The sequence below is a fragment of the Sphingobacterium alimentarium genome, assembly GCF_004342685.1.
Classification (GTDB): domain Bacteria; phylum Bacteroidota; class Bacteroidia; order Sphingobacteriales; family Sphingobacteriaceae; genus Sphingobacterium; species Sphingobacterium alimentarium.
This window is the reverse complement of the sequence record NZ_SMBZ01000049.1, coordinates 1-20194: the sequence shown is the minus strand read 5'-3', so window position 1 is coordinate 20194 and position 20194 is coordinate 1. Positions and strand designations below refer to the sequence as shown.

At 36.2% G+C, this 20194-nt stretch carries 16 protein-coding genes; all 16 read right to left on the bottom strand.

The window, feature by feature from the left end:
- Positions 1 to 28: 28 nt before the first annotated feature.
- A complete protein-coding gene (locus tag EDC17_RS14355; RefSeq protein ID WP_132778733.1) occupies positions 29 to 889 on the bottom strand; it encodes a glycosyltransferase family 2 protein in 861 nt (286 codons plus the stop codon).
- Between the two features lie 408 nt (positions 890 to 1297).
- The gene (locus EDC17_RS14350; RefSeq protein WP_132778732.1) at positions 1298 to 2461 is read right to left on the bottom strand and encodes a glycosyltransferase family 4 protein; all 1164 of its coding nucleotides are present in this window, start codon (positions 2459 to 2461) and stop codon (positions 1298 to 1300) included.
- 31 nt (positions 2462 to 2492) lie between these two features.
- Entirely contained in the window at positions 2493 to 3629 is a 1137-nt protein-coding gene (locus EDC17_RS14345) for a glycosyltransferase family 4 protein (protein ID WP_132778731.1), read from the bottom strand.
- A gap of 4 nt (positions 3630 to 3633) precedes the next feature.
- Positions 3634 to 4425, bottom strand: coding sequence for an SP_1767 family glycosyltransferase (locus EDC17_RS14340; protein ID WP_207895773.1), 792 nt, complete (start codon positions 4423 to 4425; stop codon positions 3634 to 3636).
- A gap of 107 nt (positions 4426 to 4532) precedes the next feature.
- The gene (locus EDC17_RS14335) at positions 4533 to 5663 is read right to left on the bottom strand and encodes a glycosyltransferase family protein (RefSeq protein ID WP_132778729.1); all 1131 of its coding nucleotides are present in this window, start codon (positions 5661 to 5663) and stop codon (positions 4533 to 4535) included.
- Positions 5664 to 5706: 43 nt separating this feature from the next.
- Positions 5707 to 7134, bottom strand: a complete 1428-nt coding sequence (locus EDC17_RS14330; protein WP_207895772.1) for a lipopolysaccharide biosynthesis protein — start codon at positions 7132 to 7134, stop codon at positions 5707 to 5709.
- 5 nt (positions 7135 to 7139) lie between these two features.
- Positions 7140 to 8105, bottom strand: coding sequence for a glycosyltransferase family 2 protein (locus EDC17_RS14325; protein ID WP_132778727.1), 966 nt, complete (start codon positions 8103 to 8105; stop codon positions 7140 to 7142).
- Positions 8068 to 8625, bottom strand: a complete 558-nt coding sequence (locus EDC17_RS17520) for an acyltransferase (protein ID WP_317126063.1) — start codon at positions 8623 to 8625, stop codon at positions 8068 to 8070. The genes EDC17_RS14325 and EDC17_RS17520 overlap by 38 nt, the downstream gene beginning before the upstream one ends.
- 100 nt (positions 8626 to 8725) lie before the next feature.
- The gene (locus EDC17_RS14315) at positions 8726 to 9913 is read right to left on the bottom strand and encodes a glycosyltransferase (protein ID WP_132778725.1); all 1188 of its coding nucleotides are present in this window, start codon (positions 9911 to 9913) and stop codon (positions 8726 to 8728) included.
- A 5-nt stretch (positions 9914 to 9918) separates the two neighbouring features.
- Positions 9919 to 10830 (bottom strand): glycosyltransferase family 2 protein, encoded by a 912-nt coding sequence (locus EDC17_RS14310; RefSeq protein ID WP_132778724.1) that lies wholly within the window; start codon positions 10828 to 10830, stop codon positions 9919 to 9921.
- On the bottom strand, positions 10811 to 11860 hold the full coding sequence (locus EDC17_RS14305; RefSeq protein ID WP_165894435.1) for an O-antigen ligase family protein: 1050 nt from the start codon (positions 11858 to 11860) through the stop codon (positions 10811 to 10813). Before EDC17_RS14305 ends, EDC17_RS14310 begins: the two co-directional genes overlap by 20 nt.
- Before the next feature lie 408 nt (positions 11861 to 12268).
- Complete coding sequence (locus EDC17_RS14300; protein ID WP_132778722.1) at positions 12269 to 14323, bottom strand: GumC domain-containing protein; 2055 nt, start codon at positions 14321 to 14323, stop codon at positions 12269 to 12271.
- Positions 14324 to 14429: 106 nt separating this feature from the next.
- Positions 14430 to 15158 carry a TolC family protein gene (locus EDC17_RS14295; protein ID WP_165894434.1) on the bottom strand — a complete coding sequence of 243 codons (729 nt, stop codon included), beginning with the start codon at positions 15156 to 15158 and terminating at the stop codon, positions 14430 to 14432.
- Positions 15159 to 15168: 10 nt separating this feature from the next.
- Positions 15169 to 16362 carry a sugar transferase gene (locus tag EDC17_RS14290; protein ID WP_132778720.1) on the bottom strand — a complete coding sequence of 398 codons (1194 nt, stop codon included), beginning with the start codon at positions 16360 to 16362 and terminating at the stop codon, positions 15169 to 15171.
- Positions 16362 to 16727 carry a response regulator gene (locus tag EDC17_RS14285; protein ID WP_132778719.1) on the bottom strand — a complete coding sequence of 122 codons (366 nt, stop codon included), beginning with the start codon at positions 16725 to 16727 and terminating at the stop codon, positions 16362 to 16364. Before EDC17_RS14285 ends, EDC17_RS14290 begins: the two co-directional genes overlap by 1 nt.
- 196 nt (positions 16728 to 16923) lie before the next feature.
- Positions 16924 to 19314 (bottom strand): LruC domain-containing protein, encoded by a 2391-nt coding sequence (locus tag EDC17_RS14280; RefSeq protein ID WP_132778718.1) that lies wholly within the window; start codon positions 19312 to 19314, stop codon positions 16924 to 16926.
- Positions 19315 to 20194 lie beyond the last annotated feature (880 nt).

Sequence of the window (20194 nt, the reverse complement as noted above, 5' to 3'; positions counted from 1 at the left end):
ATATTTTATCAATGAATATGTTTATACATTATTTGCTTTTTCTAATCATATTGGATTGTTCATCTTGGTAAGCGCTTTTCCCAAAGAATAAGCTGGGTACACTTTTAAATGCCTTTTTAAGCCGATAAATAAAGCTATTAAATAGCGAGCCATCAGCCTTCAATGTGCCATAGCCTGTGATGGCACGCGCCTTACGACTCCCTATAAAAACAATACGTCCGTATTTCTTTAAAGCTAGAGCCAGTGACCCATCTTCTCCCCTTTTAATATCTGTACGAAAACCTTCCTTCTGCGCAAATTCTTTGCAAAAGGAGAAAACCATTCCCCTTACACAGAGTTCAGGACGTTTAATAAACTGCATACGAAGATAAAAATCACGTAATCCCTCATACAATACCAGAGAAATTCTTGACTGGCCGGGGCGTGGCAAAAAACTCCAAAGACTACATGCACAACTAACACCCTGCCGCTTTAGGGCTTTCAGGTGGGTCGAAACATAATGTGCAGGATACATCGTATCGGCATCGATACATATAACATATTTACCTTTAGCCTTCTCAAGTCCACATTGGCGAGCATAGCCTGGTCCCTGTTGAGGCTCATTAAAATAAACAACATCTAGCATTTTTAAGGCTTCTTCGGTTTTATCCTTCGAATTATTGTTAATAACAATAAGTTCCATTGGTACTTCACAAATCTGATGACTTAAAGACCAGAGACAGCTTAAAACCCTTTCTTGCTCATTATATGCTATGACAACCAGGCTCACAATTGGATTTTCATGTTCGAAGATCTTCAAGCGTACCTTTACCTGCTGGATAAGATCTCTTGACATGGCATTAAAATCTTGCTCATAAAGCTCTAAGTAAGGTTTATACCAAGGTTTCATACGTATTTTTTTTGAAGATAGGGATAAAAAAATGACTTAAGCAAAATATTTTTTTAATTCTATAAGGAATAAAGATTAAAGAATTATGCGAATTTACTCTTTTTTAGAAAAGACGCAAATGACATTAATAAGCCTGAAAAAACCTATTCCTTATATTGCTAAGAAAACTTGTTTTTGTCGAAACAAAGAACTTTTGCCTCCATAAGTAGTAATTGCGGCCTATAGCATTTTGAGCATTTAATAACAACAAAATCTTTCGTGAACTCCGATATAGCATAGAACCTATTCCCAATTTTTTTTATCTCATAGTTCATTACCCTTATAGCAATCTAATTTAATTTTTGTTTCCATTTATTATAATTTAGACTCAACGCATAGCTAAAATAAGTTTTATTAACAATAATCAAACTATTCTCCTTTACGCCTAATAAGCCCATCAAAGAGTGTTTTCCATTCTTGAGCAATATGATCAATTTCTAATCTTTTGATGTTGTTACGAGCATTTGCTCCGAGACGCTTGCGTAAATTTTCATCTTCAATTAGAGCGCAGATTCCATCTGCTAACAAAGAAATATTTCCATTTTCAATTAATATACCATCCTCCTCATCCTTGATAATATCACGGGGGCCACAAGGACAGGCAAAAGCAACTGCAGGCACTCCGTAAGCCATTGTCTCAACTAAAACCATCGGAAAACCTTCATAGCGGGAGGATAAAGCAAATAATGAACTTTCCTTATATTTCTGTCCGATATCTGCAATACCACCTTCAAGAAAACAAGTATCTGTCAGACCAAGATTATTTATCATCTTCTGAAGATCTTCTACTTCACCACCACCATAAATACGAAGTGTCCAATCGGGGTGTCGCATGTTGACCAGGTTCCATGCTTCAATAAGTTGATCAAATCCCTTTTGATAGGTAATACGTCCCACTGCAATAACCTGCTTATTTGTTAATGGGCTTACTTCATCAGGATAAAAAGATAAAGGATTATGTATTACCCTGACATTATTTAACACTGTCCAATGACCCGCATCCTCATAACTGAGCACCACAAAAGCGCTAAGTCGTCTTATTTTTTTCAGAAGATGTTGCATCCATATTTTTGATATAAATCGGCGTAAAAAAATGGGTAACCGAGCGTCTGTAAACTGCCTGTAAAATAGTTTATTGAAATGTAACTCACCAACCTTCAAACTTCCATCATCAATATCATTGATAAAATTGATGTCGCGTCTCAATAAAGAAACTGTAATATGCGGTTTAATTTGTTTTAACTTCTTAGCTAACCGTTTTTTAAATAGCCGCTGCTTTTTAAGATAAGCCAATATTCGTTGAAGCAGGGGGAGCGTAAAAATTCCATCAAAATTAATATCTAGATGATGTACATTTACACGCGAGTCTAAAGCATAATAAGGATCTTTTCCTTTACCGTCCGTCAAAAAAATATGGATTTCGTATCCAAAAGTATTTACAAAATAATTTACTTTAGCCGTAAGTACACGTTCCATACCGCTAGGATAAAATAGTGCTGGAACAACATAAGCTAGGATAAATTTTTTTTCCATATAATGTGGTTAATAAGGTTATTCTATAAATTTATAACAAGCTATCAAATAAGCTTTTCCATTGCGGAGCAATATGCTCCATCTGGTATCTTTCACTATTCAATCTTGCCTTAGCCCCCATGCGCTTTCTTAGTTCATCATCCTCAATCAACACACAAATATTTTCTGCCAATTCACTTATATTGCCATTTTCGACTAATAAACCGTCTTCACCGTGACGGATGATTTCGCTTGGTCCACAGGGGCAATCAAAAGCAATTGCTGGAACACCACAAGCCATTGCTTCAACCAAGACCATACCAAAACCTTCATACCTTGAAGACAAAACAAAAATAGAACTTTCACAATATTTTTCCTCAATATCGCCAGTAGTATCCTCTAGTTTACAGTTCTCACCTATAGCTAAACGATCAATTTGTTTCTGCAGATTTTCCCGCATGCCTTCACCATATATTTTCAATTCCCAATCTGGATGCTTTTTAAGAACTAAAGACCAAGCATTAATTAGTAAATCAAATCCCTTTTGAGGTGCAAAACGTCCTACTGCTATCACGTTCTTTGCCTGACAGCCTGCTTGTTTGGTGGGCTTTATAACTGATGGATTTGGAATAACGTGCAGATTATTCAATTCTGGCCAAAAGCCTTTCTCTTGCTCAGTGAGAAAAACTAAAGCATCCATCTGTCGTAACTTATGGATCATCCGCCGGTCTTTAATTCGGTTTACCCAATCTATTATTGCCGAAACGGGACGTCCCTGCGAAGGATTATAAAACTTTTTTGTCACATGAAATTCAGCTAATTTCAAGCTTCCATCGTTCAAAAGTGGAAGAAAATTAATCTCCCTTCGAATTGTTGAAATTACAATATCTGGTTTTTCCAGTTCGAGAATTTCGATGAACTTTCTTTTAAAAGACGAATAAAGTTTAGGAAACCGTAATGTCTTCATCAGAGCTGATTGATCAAATGGATAGTCAATTAATACATCAAGATCAATATGTCTAACACGCTCGGAAAGTGGAAAATAACTAGGTAGCCCCCGTTGTTCAGAGGTGAGTATGATAACTTCCGTGTCTGGAAAATTAGAAGCAAAATAATTAGCTTTAAATACAATGACCCTTTCTAGACCACCTGAAGCATACAAGGAAGGTAGATAGTACAAAATTTTCATGGTTTTATACTAGTTTTACAATTACCTGACTTTGATACATTCTCTCCTCCTTCATAACTATACTATCCCCTCCAGCTACTTCATTCACATATTTCGAAGCAATATTAACTTTGCGCTGAGCCCTCAAGAGATACCATTCATACTCAATATCGACATGTCCCACGTCAATAGCCTGATACCCTAACCGGCATAAATCATAAGCCAATATTGTTGCTGTCGGGCCCAAAGCCACTAAAATCAATTTATTCTTATCTAATTTTAAAGCCTCCTGCAGTATTAAATCGTAGTGATCAAATGCACTAGTTGACCTACATAATATACGTTGGATTTGCTGGGTATTATCAAATAGATCATTACCTACTCCTAATCTACTTTTTTCTCCTTCAATAAAAACAATTTCACGCCCCTGCCATATGCTTTTTAGCTTTATAAACCAATCTGCAGCAAGTGATTTGTCTTTAAAATCCATATAGGGTCTTGTCATAAACGTATTTCCATATTCTTTATCCTTTTGTAGATATCTATCCCATAAGTCGCCATACAAATAAAAGTGGGCATTCCAAAAACGTCGAGCTCGCCTGTTATAGCGTTCCGTCTGTACAAATACATCAGAGAGACAAACAATATGATTCGGCAAACTACTTCGCAGCACCTCAGCCAATCTTGCAGATAGTCTGGAATCTTCTTTTTGAAAACCTATTCGCTTACCCCATATAAGCAAAATCTCCCCGTCACCAAACCGGCTAACCGACGCGCCAGAGGTAACAATCTTTTCTACTGTTTGATCGATTGACATAATATGCGGTATTACCCGCTGCTTTTTCCCGAAAAAAGAAAGAAAGTTATACCATTCAATAATTAAATTATATTTGATCCTGGTTTTAAGTTTTAAAAAAAACAACATCATAGCTTAATTTTTAATACATCAATTACTTTTCTCATCTGACACGTCCATGAGAGCATTTGGATGTCATTTCTAATAGCAAAAGGTTCGAATTGTATGTTGCGACAAAAAGAAATAATTGTTGAAATATCTATAGCAGAATCATCTGCAGGGGCCTTTAAAGTGTAAGGTTTACCCTCAAAATCCTCATCAACCTCCGAATAAATAAATGGAATACCACGTGCAGCATACTCTCTATTTTTTAACGTGCGTATATAAGTAATTCCACTTCTATGCCGGCCAAGACTACCTATTGCAAAACTAGTATGATCAAAAACCTGATCTAATTTTTCACCCGATAAGGCACCATAATACTTAACATAGGAATCCAATTTGGATGAAGTAACCAACTCACGAAATTCGCGTTCTTCATCCACATTATTAAAATGGCCCACTAAATGAAAATACACTTTTAACTTTGGATTTTCAATATAGTAATTTGCCAATCCTAAAATTAATCGGTCATAACCATGCCAATAATGGATTTCGGCAACCGCAAGCAAATGTAGCTCGCCTAATTTGGGCGAAAGTGGGCTTCGCAAAGGCAAGGCGTCGAAGTCCACACCATTTGAAATACGAATCGTCTGCTGCCCGAATATTTTTTCATTTGGAGAAAAGGTCACTATTGCATCCAAATGTGAAGCAAATAACCTTCGAAAGATACGATCTGGCCATTGGACGATTCGGTCGCGAAAACGGATATATTCTTGGTCATATGGAAAAGTAGGAATTTCCATTACCACGCGAGCATTATCTGCTCGGAATTGTTTAATCATACCTATAGTAAAGGGGTCAGCATTGTGGTAAGAGCGTATATAGATTAGTGAAAATTTTTGTCTTTTGACATACTCCGTTAAACAGGAAAAATCATAACGCTTTTTAATCTTGGCCATAAAGCCACGGCCTAAATCAGCAATAATTTCATCATTAACTATCCATACGCAACGGCCATCTGGCAAAACATCGTAATAGCATAGGTGAACATCTGCACCACATTGCTCTAAACCACGTATCTGCGCCCAGATCTTTTTACTAATACCATTATGCTTATCAAATCCATGAAACACCAAAAATAACACCTTTCCTTTCATCGTGATCTTCACCTCTATTAAACATTCATTTCTTGTTAACTACTCATTTTTTTCGAAAAATATCTATATACTCCCTGTAACCGCCATACCATACGAATAGTCCCAGGCCGAATGCAAATAATACACTATTGATTATAAGACGATGGAACACCCCATCAGGCAAAAGATAAATTGATACAGCATAAAACAGTCCAGCGAAAAATACACTAAACAATACGGGCTTAACCAATAGCGCAAAAAATCGCCAGAGAAGATCATGAAATATCAATGCATACATAATCCAGTAGGTAACAAAAAAATTTATACTAAATGTCACGGTCAAACAAACGGCCACAGCAACTAAAGATTGATAATAAAATATCGCAAATAAGATACCCGAAACATTCAATATTGCAGATGTCAACCCACACACAAAAAGACGACGTGTGTCACCTGAAGCTTGAAAAATTGATCCCGAAGAGGAAAGCACGAGCTGAATACCTACAGTAAGACTTAATATCCGAAATACAGGAATTGCAGGGCTCCATGTGTTACCAAAAAGAAAAAAAATCAAATCACTAGCTGAAAAATACAGAAATACAGTAAGTGGAAATCCAATTAAGGCCAATAAACGTACTAACTTTTCATTTGCATCCCTGAGTTGTTTTCGATCCTGCTTATGGATACTCAAAATAGGATGTATAACAGGTGTGATGACCTGTGTGATATTCTGCAGTGGCAAGGACATTAATTGATAAGCTTTATCATAATAACCTAGCCAATTCATACCAAGATATCTACCTATTAGAATAGTGTCGGCATTTCGACTAAAATAGTTAATAATATTAAACAGAAACTGGAATGTGGAATATTTGAAAACGTGACTAAGCGTTTCCACACGAAATCGAAACTTAAATCGTCGTGGAAAATACGCATAGGATAGGCCAAAAATAAGTATGCTCGATAGCACAGGGTTGATCAACAATGCATATACACCTGCTCCATAAAAAGCGGCTGTGACAGATAATAAACCACCCAAAACCTGAATACCAAAACTACGAAGGGCTATAAATTTAAACATACGCTCTCTATAAAACAGAGCATTGGGCACAACGGAAATTGCAGAAAAAAATAAACTAAAAGACAAAATTCGGATTACGCCATCCAACAAAGGTTGCTCGTAGTAAGCCGAAATATAATATGAACCAAAAAATAATACCAAGGAAAGAGCCAAACCTATGTAACAGGAAATTGAAAATAAAACATCTAGTTCTCTTTTTTCTAACTCCCGATACTGCACCACAGCTGGAAACAAACCAATGTCTGCAATAAGATTGAGAAAAGTAATTGTAACCATAGCAATTGCCACTACGCCAAATTGCTCGGGCAACAACAATCGCGCTAGGATAGCAGATACCGCCAGTGAAACCACCAAATTCGAATACTTAGCTATAGCTGTGAAAAACACACCCGAAAAAATCTCCTGCCGCATACTTTTCATAACTCTGTTTTTTCTTTCTTAAATAATAAAACTAAGAAAGTCTTAAGTCGAATATAGGTTGTCCACTCACGTAAACAAGCGAAAAATACCCAAAGACGATCCCTTCTTGTCATTGTATGTGCTTGCCATATCGCCGCATTCAGCATTTGAGATATGTAACAATTAACCACCTTTTGATGCTGTTTGTATCGGGCAGCATAGGACAACATACCGCGAGCAACGGAAAAATAACTCGTTACATTACGCAAACTGTATGATGTTGTCATAATAGAATTATGGCGTACACGTCTTAAAAAAAAACTTTCCGGAATATAGCAAATGCGCTTGGCATTAAGGAACAATAGCGCGGTGAAGAGCTGATCTTCATGAATAATACCTCTTTCAAAGCGAAGTTGACAAGATTCTAAAAATTTAAGCCTTGTAAAAATAAGGCATGCTGAAGAAAAAAACTCATCTTGATGTATAAGCTGCTCAAAAGCAGTAGCACCTTGCATAATTCGATAACATGGGAAAAATTTTCGTTTATAATTAAATCGTTGTAAAACATTCGGATCATGGATTTCATCACTGAAAACTTCGGCATTAAAAAAAACGAAATCAAGACTTTTTTCATCACACATACCAGCACACCGCGACAAGGCACCAGCACATAAGATATCGTCACTATCCATAAAATAGACATAAACCCCATTAGCTGCAGAAATCCCTGTGTTACGTGCTCCTGAAAGACCTTGATTCTTTTGATTAATAAGTCTCAATCGCGAATCTCGATTGATCCAATCTTGTAATATAGTTAAACTTCCATCCGTAGATCCATCATTAACCAAAATCAATTCCCAATCATCTAGGTCTTGTTGAACGATACTCTGTATAGCCCGTCCAACATACTCTTGGGTGTTGAATACTGGCATAACCACACTTACTTTAGGTTGCCTCACTTCTAATCCATTTGTTTTGCTCATGATCCCATTTTTTTATTACACGGGCAGGATTACCCCCCACGACAGTATAAGCAGGAACATCCTTGGTCACGATAGCGCCAGCTGCGACAACAGCATGCTGACCAATAGAAACACCAGACAATATCACAGCGTTAGCTCCAATCCATACGTCACTAGCAATTTGAACAGGGTTAACCTTCACCCCCTGGTCAGCTATATTTTTAGTAATATCCTCATAGTTGTGATTCAAACCTGAAATCACTACATTTTGAGCAATATTTACATAATCCCCAATCACCACCGGGCCAATCACAGTATTGCTTATGCCAATTCTAGAGTATGCCCCGATCATTATATCTCCTACCGCATTATTGAGCACCGAAAAGGATTCAATTACTGTATTTGAACCTATAATACATTGGTTAAAGGGAACTAGATCTCTTCGTACACTTCTATAGATGACTGATCTTTTACCCCTTTTCACATAGATAAATTGAAACATACGTACATACCACCGAGGACGAGTACGTATTGGATCCATTAATAAACCATGGACAATTTTTTTCAGCCAGGGTGATGACTTAATTTTTCTTTTCAAGTACATTTGCAAGGTCGTATTTTTAATTATAATTCGCCTTTTATCAATTAATATTGTCTTCCTTTTTTTTCTTTATTCCATGTGTGGTATGAATAAAAACTGTTCTTCCTGAACGAAAGTATAGAATACTCCTGAGCATTGCAAAAAACAAACGGGGTAGTGAAAAAATAGCGTATAAAAGCTCTTTGGTGAACAGTCGAGCGGGAATTGCTAATGCTAATGCAAGCATATACAAGGTGAACAAAATAATCCACTTGTAAGATGAAACCACAGGAGAGAACATCGAAATAACCATAAATAACGGAATAAGACCGAGCATTATGATTCTAGGTGGCATAGACCACTGGAATATTTTATCTATCAGTGGCCAATTGCCTTCAGAAATTGCAACACCAAACTTTTTACTTGCTAACTTAAAAGCATCGATCTGTGATGCAATCCAACGCCGACGTTGATTTGAAAAATCGCCTGTATTTTGAATTTTCTCATCCAGCACATACACATCCTCTAAATATGCCGTATGCATACGATCGAGCAACAAATAATACTCTAAAAGTTTGTCTTCACCTGTAGAGTCAATGTCCTGAACACGTTTATTAAACCAATTAAATTCAAAGGCCATACCCGATCCGATAAGCGCGGAGGGAAGACCAAGTTGAACATGCCCCCTGCGAAATATGGAATTATTGATTTCTTCACTAACCCCATCCAACAAGGCAGTAGTTGTCCCAATTTCCTTTGCAACACGATGAGTTTGCGCAGAAATTATCCCACTAGCAAATACATTATTTAGCTGATCTAAAAATGTGGAGCTAGCCAAATTGTCGGCATCCATAATAACAACAGCATCAAAATTACTACTATCCAGTTTAGACATAGCCAGTCTTAACGCAGCTGCTTTGGATCGCTTGAGATAATTGGGATGCAATATCATAGCGCCTAAATCGCTAAGCTGCGCATCCGTTTGGGGATCCATCTGATCCGAAATTACAATGATCTTATAACATGCAGAAGGATATTGCTGATTTTTGAAATGAAGCACGCTTTGTATTATCACATTATCTTCACGATAGGCGGGAAACAAAACAGCAAAACGTGTCTTTCGTTCCGCCTTGGGATAAGTGAATGTCATTTTTCTTTTGGAAGCAAGTGCAAAGAGCAAGACATAAGCTACCCATAGAGAAAAGACTGTAAATAAAATAATATCCAAATACCAATACAGTAGAGCCATATCTCTTATCGCTTAAAGTTTAAAATCCAAATATAAGCAGAAAACAGTCCTTTGAGATACGACTTGATATGTTCGTTTTGGGCTTTAATAATGTAACCGCTAAGTGATTTAATTGAAACCACAAACGTCAGATAAATCAAGGCCAGCCATCTTACTATACCTTTACGTTGTCGATAGGCAAATATTAATCGATTACGTGTCAAATAAAAGGTTTTAAAAGGAGAATCTATACCTGTGGAAACACTCTCTAGGTGAACAATAGAAGCTTCTGGAAAATAAAAGAGTTTATAGTATTTTGTAATGCTACAAGACCAATCGAGTTCCTCATAGTAGAGAAAATAATGGCTTGGCAACCCACCAACTTCATCAACAACCGCTTTGGGTACAAACATCGCTGCCCCATGAAAATAAGGAATTTCTCTAATTTGATCAAATTGTCCTTGATCATATATCTTATATCCTATTTGCTTATTTCGAATGCTTAATCTGCTCAGCGGGGTACTTCCAGCGAATTGTATTAAGCCTTCAGGTTCTTTATAGATTAGCTTAGGCGAGAGTCCACCAACCTCAGGTCTATCCGCACAGAATGCCATCATAGCTTTTAGATGTTTCTCCGCATTAGCTGGCAACAATGTGTCATTATTCAGGAAATAAAAATATTTCCCTTTAGCAAGATTGATACCAACGTTATTGCCACCAGCAAATCCCAGATTTTGAGTTTGATAACCGCCCTTAATTTTGGGAAACATCGTCTTTAGAGCATCATACTCATTCTGGGTAGAACCATTATCGATAACGATTACTTCAAAAGGAAATTCGAAGGCTTGCTTGAATATCGTTTCTAGCAAATTAGCAGTATGCTGAATTCCATTAAAATTTACTGTAATAAATGATATTTTAATGGATTTCTCTTCCATGATTTTTATTTCGCTCTAAATAGGGACAAATCATCGCAATAGCCATCAAGATATAGATCGTCTGTCCGGTAGGAAATTGATGCAATACTTCATTACCGTAACCCGCGACAGCCATACCAGCAATACCAGCGGCAGCTGCTGTACAAATGGCAAGGACTTCAGGATCCTTCAATTTAAACCAAACATAATAAAAACTTATGGACAAACAGCTAAACCAAAGCAGAAGATAGATTACCAAACCTATTGCTCCCGTTTCTACCCATATAAATACTAATGAGGTGTCCGTTGGGAGTCCATGCAAGAGATCTCCTTCTTTACTATGTTTGGCAGTACCAATACCCAAACCAATTGGATAATCTCCCATAAACTCTTTCATCTTTTGCTGATTCTCCTGACGGACAATAAACGATGCATCCTCGGTAAACTGAAATGCAGTACGCATGCGTCTAATATCGGCATTGCTACTTCCAATTGTTGTAAAAGCAAAGAAACAATACATAATCAGTAAAACAAATCCTCCCAAAACCATGAGTTTCCAACGTTTTAGCAAAAGAATGTAAAATGCATATCCTGCAAAGGGAATTGCAATTGCTGAGCGAGTTCCCGAAATAAACATTCCATACATCGTGGAAATAGCTACAATGATAAAAAACACTTTTACTATACGATCTTTTTCATAGAATGACAAAATAGAAAAGACAACCATAGCCATCCCCATATGACATCCAAAGTTCGCTGCATCAGTAAAAAAAGAAAAAAAACGGATTCCACTGTAGATAACATGCGTATGGGCACCCAGTGTATATAACCAGATAGTTTCATTGGTATCGAAGCCTATAAATTTTTGCCCTACTGCTTTTAATGCTGCTAAGAATGCCAAAGCCCCCCAGAAAAGTAAAAAATAGCGGACTTTATTATAGTCCGTAAAGACGTAATACACCAAAAACTGAAACAAACAAATATAAAGTGCTGTACTGCGTATTGTAACTACCCAATTACTAATTGATCCATCTGGATTAAAAATCTGCACCAGACAATATGCCAACCAACATAATGATATTAGAAAAAAAACAGGCAATTTAAATGTCGGATTGTAATTCCTGTAATTATGATTTATTGAAATGACTATAAAATTGAAAAGAATTACAATATCAACCAAAATACCCGCTGGTAAAGGCAATTGGACATATCGCATTATCCCCATGATAAAAAAACATACTGTAAACAGAAATATGAAGCTTATGTATGGGTGCTTTAAACAAATAATTAGGAAGCAAAGAATAAAAGGCAACATTGCAAAACCCAAAGCCGGTATTAATCCAGCGGAGATTGCTAAAAAAGATAGAAACAGACAACTCACTACAGCCAATATCTTCAAGCCGATGTGATTTAAAATCCCTTCACTTATTTTTTGTAGCATGGACATGGTCGCGATTAATTAACCTTTCGATGCAGTAATTCCTAATTGCGAAAACTTGTATTCCAACTTTCTTAATAATGAATAAGGTGGTAGCATTCCAGTAAAAGTTTCTATCGTGAACCGGTCAGCGTGACACAAACACAAAACAAGCGGTGTATTACCAATGCGTTTCAGCAGGTCACGATAAGCCTCTTCATCATCCTCTTTCCAAACGGCTTGGGCATTTAAAACTAATACATTAACAGACGCATGATCTAGATAATCAGCGGGAACAGGTACTTTAGAGAGGTCTGCATGCACAACAAAGGTCAAGTCATTACCTAAAGATTGTATTTGTTCTAACAATCCACCCATAACCAAAAACTCTCTGGATGTAGCATTAAAATGTGTACCTTCTTCCAGAATTCCCACATGTAAGCCTATCTCCTGCCACTCCTTCATTATGCGCTGTTGCAAATCTTGCGTATCGAGAAATGGATCTAACTTTAATATATTAATATAATTTGAAGGCTTTTGAGATGAATAATAGCCAAAAAGTTGATTAGCTATAGTTTTAGAAGCAATCTCTTCGATATCTTTCTGATAACGTCCAAGGTTGTTTTTCGGAAATGCCCCCACTACTTTGCCTTTGGTGATACGTTCGGTCCTGAATTTATCGCGCAAGGTACGATCAAGCATTTCCAACAATAATACACAACCAAGCAAAAAAAACAAAGTGCCAAAATACGATCCAGCAACCAACATCTTGCGTTTTGTAGGCTTAGAATTTAGCGGAAATGTAGGCGGATTGATTACCTTCAGCGTCGCAGAATTCATTTCTATGCTTTTAAGTCGCAATCGTGCAGCATTTAGTCCACCTAAAACAGCCAAATAGTTTTGTTCGGTAAAATTAATTCCTCGTTCCTGTCGCTTGAGCAAAGAGCCTATAGGTGAATAATGCGAATACATGTTATCGAGCTCTTTTTTAAAATTGTTAACCACCTCAATCTCTGCCTGAGCCTGTTCCAACTTAAGAAGCTCGTCTACCCACAGCACCACATAATTTGCATTAGGATAGCCATTTCGTGTATATTTTTGACTAGAGTAATCATCAATAAAACCCTTAAAATCAGACTCTTGCTCTTTTAACTTAGATTTAAGTTTCAAGAGAGTATCATCCGGATTTTGTAAGGTTAAGAAGCTCGAGTCAGCCTGATAGGATTCAATCTGAGAAATTGAATAATTGATATCGCCAATCTGTTTCAACTTCGCCAAAAACTGAGCATTATTCTTTATACTTTTAACGTTCTCCCCTATACCTACTTCCAATTGATTAATAGTAGCCTTTGCCTTATCACGTGCTGCCAGGGCATCCTGCTCTCGAATAGCATAATCTTTATCTAGCATAGTGATAGCCTCGGTCTGCTTATCATAATGTATTACGCGGTTACGCACATTAAAATTAGTAAGTGAATCCTCTTTTAAAAAAAGGTCCTTTCCAATTCTAGCAAGTTCCGCTTCAAAGTATTTAATTACATTATTGGTGTTGCCATATTGAAGAGTACGGTATTCATCAGCAAAAACCTCACTCAAAATATTCAGCGTCTGGTAGGTTATACCAGCATCATTATTTTCGTAAGTCACAGAAAGGATATCACTATTGTCGACCTGCTTAATTAGTAATTTTTTTAATGCACCATAACTAAAGTATGGATGATTCCAATTGAATAGACCATAAACAAAATTATCAGCATCTACTTTTTCATAGTTCTTCAAATTTTCAACAGTCCGATCTTCGGATGATTTATCGATCAATTTCAATACCTCTTTTGGAGTTATTTTTAAAAGTTCTTTGTAATGTTCAGCAGAAATATAGACATTATCCTTACCTGGATCCCCATTAATCATGGATCTCGCAAATAAACGAAGAGAAACTGTTCTTAGCGTTTCCTTGGAAGATATTGTATTAATAATATTCAGCAGCGAATTTTTTAATATATTCCAGTCTTGTGCCGTTGTTTGCGACAAATCGTTACCATTGGTAGAGATCACACCCGTATAAATTGTCATATCGGATTCATACACTCTATTCATATGCCGTGTTTCGTAAATAACGATACCCACCACAAGCAATGGCAGGATTATCAACCACCACTTAAATCTATATAATGACTTAATGATATATATTAAAATCCCCATGCTACTTTGATATAATTTTTGTTTTACTTAAGATCTCCAAATGGAGCAATTCGCTTGTTATTGTCGTCTGTGTTAAGCGATATGCCTCATAGGCCTCCAGTTCCATCTTTTTTGCTGCATTCAAGTCAGCTACAGAAGCGTGACCATTTGCAAAATCTCCTTGTACCATCTCCAACTGCGCGGCAGTAAGGGTTACATTCTCCATTTTTTTCTTAAGAACCGACATGGCATTGATAACCTTTACATAGGAATCAACGATACGTATCTTCTGCTCGTCAAACCATTTCTCCATTTCAAGTTCAGTTGAGCGGCGCTGCATTTTTTGTCTCTTAACTCGGTTACCACGATCAAAAAGATCATCAAAAGGAATAGCTACTACTGCATTTGTAAAAAAAGAATTTTGAACTGCACCAGAATATTGATAAAACAATGGTGTATATTGATCTGTAAACATAGAGTTTACTCCAATATTCCCATACTGCCACGACCCACCAACTTTAAAATACTTCAACCAACTACGCTTTTCCGTCTTCAAAAGATTGTCTTGTTCAGCCATCCTAGAGACAAACATCTCTACACTTGGGCTTTTCTTTGCATTTTCAAAAAGTTCCTCCAAAGGTGGAAGTCCAACCTTAGTGTAATCGATGGCTTCAAGCATCTCAACGGTAAATTGGCTATAACAGCGATGCTGAACCACTATAAACAATATTAAAAAAAGAATCTTCTTCATCGTACTCACATCATACATCTGCTTTCTGAATAAAAGCAGAAAAAGTTTTAAATAATATCTTAAAATCCAGCCAGATAGAATAATTTTTTGCGTAGATAATATCCAGATTTATTCTTTCCTCATCGGACATACTCCCATTATCGCCTCGTTTTTCTACTTGCCAAAGTCCTGTAATACCTGCCGGTGCCATAAAACGCTCTACGCTAGCATCGTTGGTTAACATCTCTGCTTCATACAGCGGCAAAGGTCTATTGCCGACAATTGACATATCGCCTTTAATCACATTAATTAGCTGAGGTAATTCATCCAAGCTATATTTACGCAAGATACGACCTATTTTAGTAACACGTGGATCTTTCTCCAGTTTAAAAAACGCAGCTTTTTTACTTCTTTCCGTAGCACCAGAGTCCTCCATGATTTTATCGTCGCTGATAAGTAGCTTATTCCATTCTACGTCCTGCAAATCTACTAAATCGACGTTAAGCTGCTTTTGTTCAATCAAATCTGTATTAGAATCATTCGACTTTGCATATTGATTCATGGACAAATATTCCTTTAATCTTTTGTCAGCATCCGCATACATTGATCTAAATTTATAAAAATCAAATGTATGATAACCTGCCCCTATACGTTTAGATTTATAAACTGCAGAACCTTTACTCTCAATCTTGATTAACACATAAATTGCGATTAATAATGGAGAAAGTATAAAAATCAATGCAACAGATATAACAATATCAAAGATTCTTTTACCAACAGGAATACTCATCTTAGTAAAGTCAAAATCTATTCCATAGGTAACCGGCTTTTGAGACAAGACCTCAAAATACAGGTGCAAATATTTCTTCATGGATAAAAAAACCTCTCTTGGAGCTTTTGAGTACATACTGCTGCTAAAACCAGCTTTCAAATACGCCTGCTTAACCTCCGAAGAGAAGTTATCACCTACGATAATAATAAACAGTTCAGGATAACGAGTAATTAATAAACTTAACCGATTAAGATCTTTTCCCAAATCGTAACCTTGTTCATAAAAAACAACAGATAAGTACTGATTATCAGAGTTATCGAGATGTAAATTTAGCTCATAAAAAGAAGTGAATTGTTTTAGATTTGTTGCTAATACTTCAGCAATATTTTCCTTGAAATGAGAAAACGTCTGTTGATCGTTCCCCAGATAGAAATAATCGGAGTAAAGCGGCATTATTTCAATGTTTTCTTGATACGTAACTTGAGCTCTAATGGATTAAATGGTTTTAGAATAAAGTCTTCCGCGCCTAATTCCAATAGTTTAATACGAGTTATAGTACTATCTTCTCCAGAAAGGAAAATTACAGGAATATCATTCAGGAAAGCATTTTCTTTGAGCAATAGCAAAAAGTCATACCCATTCATCTCAGGCATATTGTAATCAGAAATTATAAGATCCACCTTATTATGCTCTTGCAACCAACTCAGTGCTGCTGCCGGATTATCCATGTATTGAAAAGAATATTCTGAACCCAGATACAAACTGATTAGCTGTCCAATAGCAGATTTATCGTCAACAATTAATATTTTCTTTTTCATTAAATCTATCTAAAAGAAAAAGAGCCTTCACTGGTATATCTATTCCTTAATAGTACGAAAACAATCGTACAATCCTTACTAATTTGATAAAAGCTCTTTGATGTAAAATTATACTATGAAGTATATACTCACTGCGAAAAGTAGCACGTTGTAAATAATAAAAATTATTCCCTTAGTTAGGGAATAATTTTTATTATTAATCCGTTGTTGTATACCAATCTTGATCAGTGGTACCCGCAGATTTTGCCCAACTCTCAAACTTACTGTAGACACCTGTTATACGCTTATATTCTGGTGGGTAGACAAAAGAGACGGGCACACATATTGCCCATGGATAACCATCGTGCGATCTAAAAGGACTAGATTTGGACAACTGCATGACATTATCTGTCTGATGAAGAACCAATGATCGATTGATTTTATCAGTCGCATCATATCCTACCAAATGCACTTCATTTCTATTAGTTTGATAACCATTAGTAATAATAAACGTATTTAACATTTCATACGTAAAGTTATCTAACGGCGTATTGAATTCTATAGTAATTGCTGCATCAACTGGATTATATCCCCCTCCTTGCGTCGATATAAAGTCTGTATTTAATATCCCAAATGCTTTGTGCGCATCGTCACAAATAGAAACAACGGCATAGGTTTGACCTGATTCAACACCTTTATCTGTTAATGGAACATTTTTACCAACTAAACTTGCCTGACTATATATTACAGATTTCACATTGGCAACAGGAATTCTATCCAATTGGATTGCTGCAGCAAGACGCCTATTTGCACCAACCGAACGAATTTTGTTTTCAAGCTTTACCTTAGTAACTTTATTAGCTTCGTTTTGATATTTCGTTATTTTAACATCTACAACAAAGTCATTCATATCGTAATCACCAAGGGAAGGCCAGAGATCTTCAAAAGCATATGAATATGTTCCTAAAACCACCTCTGGAACTACTTGATCACCTGGAGTACCTGGTGTTGGGTTATTATTACCACCAGCATTACAATCTGTACTTGCAATAACTACCGTGGATTGGTCATAAGGAACAAATGAAGCTGGCGAGGTAATAGTATAGTATCTATTCCACTGTCCATTTGCTGTATGATCAGAACAAGCAACCTCTAAATTACCGGAATACGAGATACCACCATTTGTAGACTGTGCAGACTGAACTTTCTTTAATCGAGCCAAAGCCTTAGTTGTACCTGTACCCTTAATTTTATTTTCGCTACTAGTAAATTGTGCTAAATCAGTTACATCCAAAATAGATAAAGCTGAAAGATTAAATTCCGAACCACTCGCTACCAAAGTCCCAGTCTTTAACATTGAACCTTCGAATATAAAATACTTTCCACCATTGGTATTTAATGTTTCAAATATTGTATGACACACTGCTTCCACATTAGCATTGGTAATATCTCCTGTCTTTACATTTAATGTTCCTAGATTACGAATTAATCCTGTACTATTTGCTTTCATATTAGTAACAGTAGCTGTACCTTTATTTATAAAATGTCCAGTACTTGGTATAGTGAATTCATCCGCAACAGTTAATGTTCCTTCATTCTCTATTTGTGTATTTTCTGATGATGCATTGAATTTTTTAACGTTCAATTTACCAGTACTAAAATTAATAAATGTGCCTCCACTAGACATCGAAAAATCATTGGTTACGTTTAAAGTACCTGCATTAAGGTAAGTCACCCCCGAACCATTTGACATCCCGAGGTTATTAGTTACAGTGGTCGTACCAAAATTCTGTAAATATCCTTGATTTCCTTGTTGGAAGTTCGCCATCTTTAAGGTACCGCCATTCATGACTATAATTCCGTTATTGTTATTCACATCAAGTGCCCATTTGGAAGAAGCATCCCAAGTACCTTCCACATATACTTTGATATTTCCAACACCACTATTTAATGCCACAGAACCTGTAAAAGTTGTTCCAGCTTTTACCACAAATGCTTTATTCGCATTTACTTCACTCCAGCCATAATCTGTATTTCCGACTAACGGAACCGCATTAGCAGGAACTGTTACAGTCGGAATTGCAGTCATTGAAGCTGTTGTTACAGCCTGAGAACTTCCCGAACGAAAAACTACACCAGCGCGTAATTGGTTTCCTAAGGCAGACGTAGATACACCAGCGAGAGAAGCTGTTTTAGAAACAGTTAATGTATTAATGTTTTTAACGGCAAGCATAGTAACCGAAGTAATACCTACTGGAGAAGTTTCTTTCAGGTAAATATATTCTAATGCTGTAGGAATTGAAATCTGTCCAGTATAATCTTGGGTGCCTTTTGCAAGACCTGCTGCCAATAAGTTGGCATTTTTACCAAAAACAGGATCATTATCAAAAAGTTCTACCTTGTAGAAATACTTTGCATTATATTTATCTTCAACGGAAATACGTACATCAATAGTCTTTGTAGACGACCAATTAAATGCCTCTGATATAACAAAATTACCATTAAATAAATTCGAATTTTCTCTTGGGGTCTCTTTATAAATATCCTCAATCTTAGAACAACTAGTGATACTTATTAAGGAAATTAAAACGAATGCAATATTTTTCATTTAAGTTTAGATTAAACATGTCTAATACAAATTTGGCGAACCAATAGTTTAGTGATCAAAGATAGAACTATTTTAGTTAATCATCCACTACTATTAAAGAATTTCGATGAATTATAGCTGTTTTACTACAAAATCATAGCATCTAGAATCCTAAGATCATTTAACATTCTAGTCAAGGTCAACCCATAAAAAGGTCAAAGCATGACCATTATTTTACCTGTAAGTTTGTATATTTCTCCCTTTGATACATATAGGTTTCTTAGACCGACACTGACAGAACTAATACGTTATTAAACCAATTCCCCTTTAAATTAATGTGTTATTACACTAATTCTAGGTGAATAAAATAATTACGATTAACCTACAAAAAAATGATATTCATTAACAGTGAACCATTTTACTTGGTGAGTAAAGGTAATAAAATTCTATAGTTTAGATTCTCTCAAGCCGATCGAAATTCTATCAATAAACTTTTAAAGGCATAAATATTCATCGGGCCAGTTTCAACAGAAAGTAGATTATCTAGAGTTTACTTCATTTTTTTGCTGCAAGCGGAGTTTATTTTCCTGAGAAGAGGATCTCTCTAGATGCAGCATTCTAAATTCGAAAGATTTGTTACTACTTGGTGAGAATTTGGTGTGCACATCCGGGATATAGGAAGGTAAGTGTGAGTTAAAACCACAAAAGTTTCCGCTAGGGACGGCTCCTGACTTGTCCCCTTGTAGAACTAAGAAAATGTATTCAATTGATAATCAGTATTTTATTTAATAAAAAATCGTAATTTGTCCTGACTTGTCCCCTTGTAGAACTAAGAAAATATATTCAATTGATAATCAGTATTTTATTTAATAAAAAATCGTAATTTGTCGCACTAAGGGTG

Excerpts from the sequence above, each read along its gene's own strand:
- EDC17_RS14355 (WP_132778733.1), bottom strand. The coding sequence starts at position 889 with ATGAAACCTTGGTATAAACCTTACTTAGAGCTTTATGAGCAAGATTTT.
- EDC17_RS14350 (WP_132778732.1), bottom strand. The coding sequence starts at position 2,461 with ATGGAAAAAAAATTTATCCTAGCTTATGTTGTTCCAGCACTATTTTAT.
- EDC17_RS14345 (WP_132778731.1), bottom strand. The coding sequence starts at position 3,629 with ATGAAAATTTTGTACTATCTACCTTCCTTGTATGCTTCAGGTGGTCTA.
- EDC17_RS14340 (WP_207895773.1), bottom strand. The coding sequence starts at position 4,425 with ATGTCAATCGATCAAACAGTAGAAAAGATTGTTACCTCTGGCGCGTCG.
- EDC17_RS14335 (WP_132778729.1), bottom strand. The coding sequence starts at position 5,663 with ATGAAAGGAAAGGTGTTATTTTTGGTGTTTCATGGATTTGATAAGCAT.
- EDC17_RS14330 (WP_207895772.1), bottom strand. The coding sequence starts at position 7,134 with ATGCGGCAGGAGATTTTTTCGGGTGTGTTTTTCACAGCTATAGCTAAG.
- EDC17_RS14325 (WP_132778727.1), bottom strand. The coding sequence starts at position 8,105 with ATGAGCAAAACAAATGGATTAGAAGTGAGGCAACCTAAAGTAAGTGTG.
- EDC17_RS17520 (WP_317126063.1), bottom strand. The coding sequence starts at position 8,625 with ATGGATCCAATACGTACTCGTCCTCGGTGGTATGTACGTATGTTTCAA.
- EDC17_RS14315 (WP_132778725.1), bottom strand. The coding sequence starts at position 9,913 with ATGGCTCTACTGTATTGGTATTTGGATATTATTTTATTTACAGTCTTT.
- EDC17_RS14310 (WP_132778724.1), bottom strand. The coding sequence starts at position 10,830 with ATGGAAGAGAAATCCATTAAAATATCATTTATTACAGTAAATTTTAAT.
- EDC17_RS14300 (WP_132778722.1), bottom strand. The coding sequence starts at position 14,323 with ATGAATAGAGTGTATGAATCCGATATGACAATTTATACGGGTGTGATC.
- EDC17_RS14295 (WP_165894434.1), bottom strand. The coding sequence starts at position 15,158 with ATGAAGAAGATTCTTTTTTTAATATTGTTTATAGTGGTTCAGCATCGC.
- EDC17_RS14290 (WP_132778720.1), bottom strand. The coding sequence starts at position 16,362 with ATGCCGCTTTACTCCGATTATTTCTATCTGGGGAACGATCAACAGACG.
- EDC17_RS14285 (WP_132778719.1), bottom strand. The coding sequence starts at position 16,727 with ATGAAAAAGAAAATATTAATTGTTGACGATAAATCTGCTATTGGACAG.
- EDC17_RS14280 (WP_132778718.1), bottom strand. The coding sequence starts at position 19,314 with ATGAAAAATATTGCATTCGTTTTAATTTCCTTAATAAGTATCACTAGT.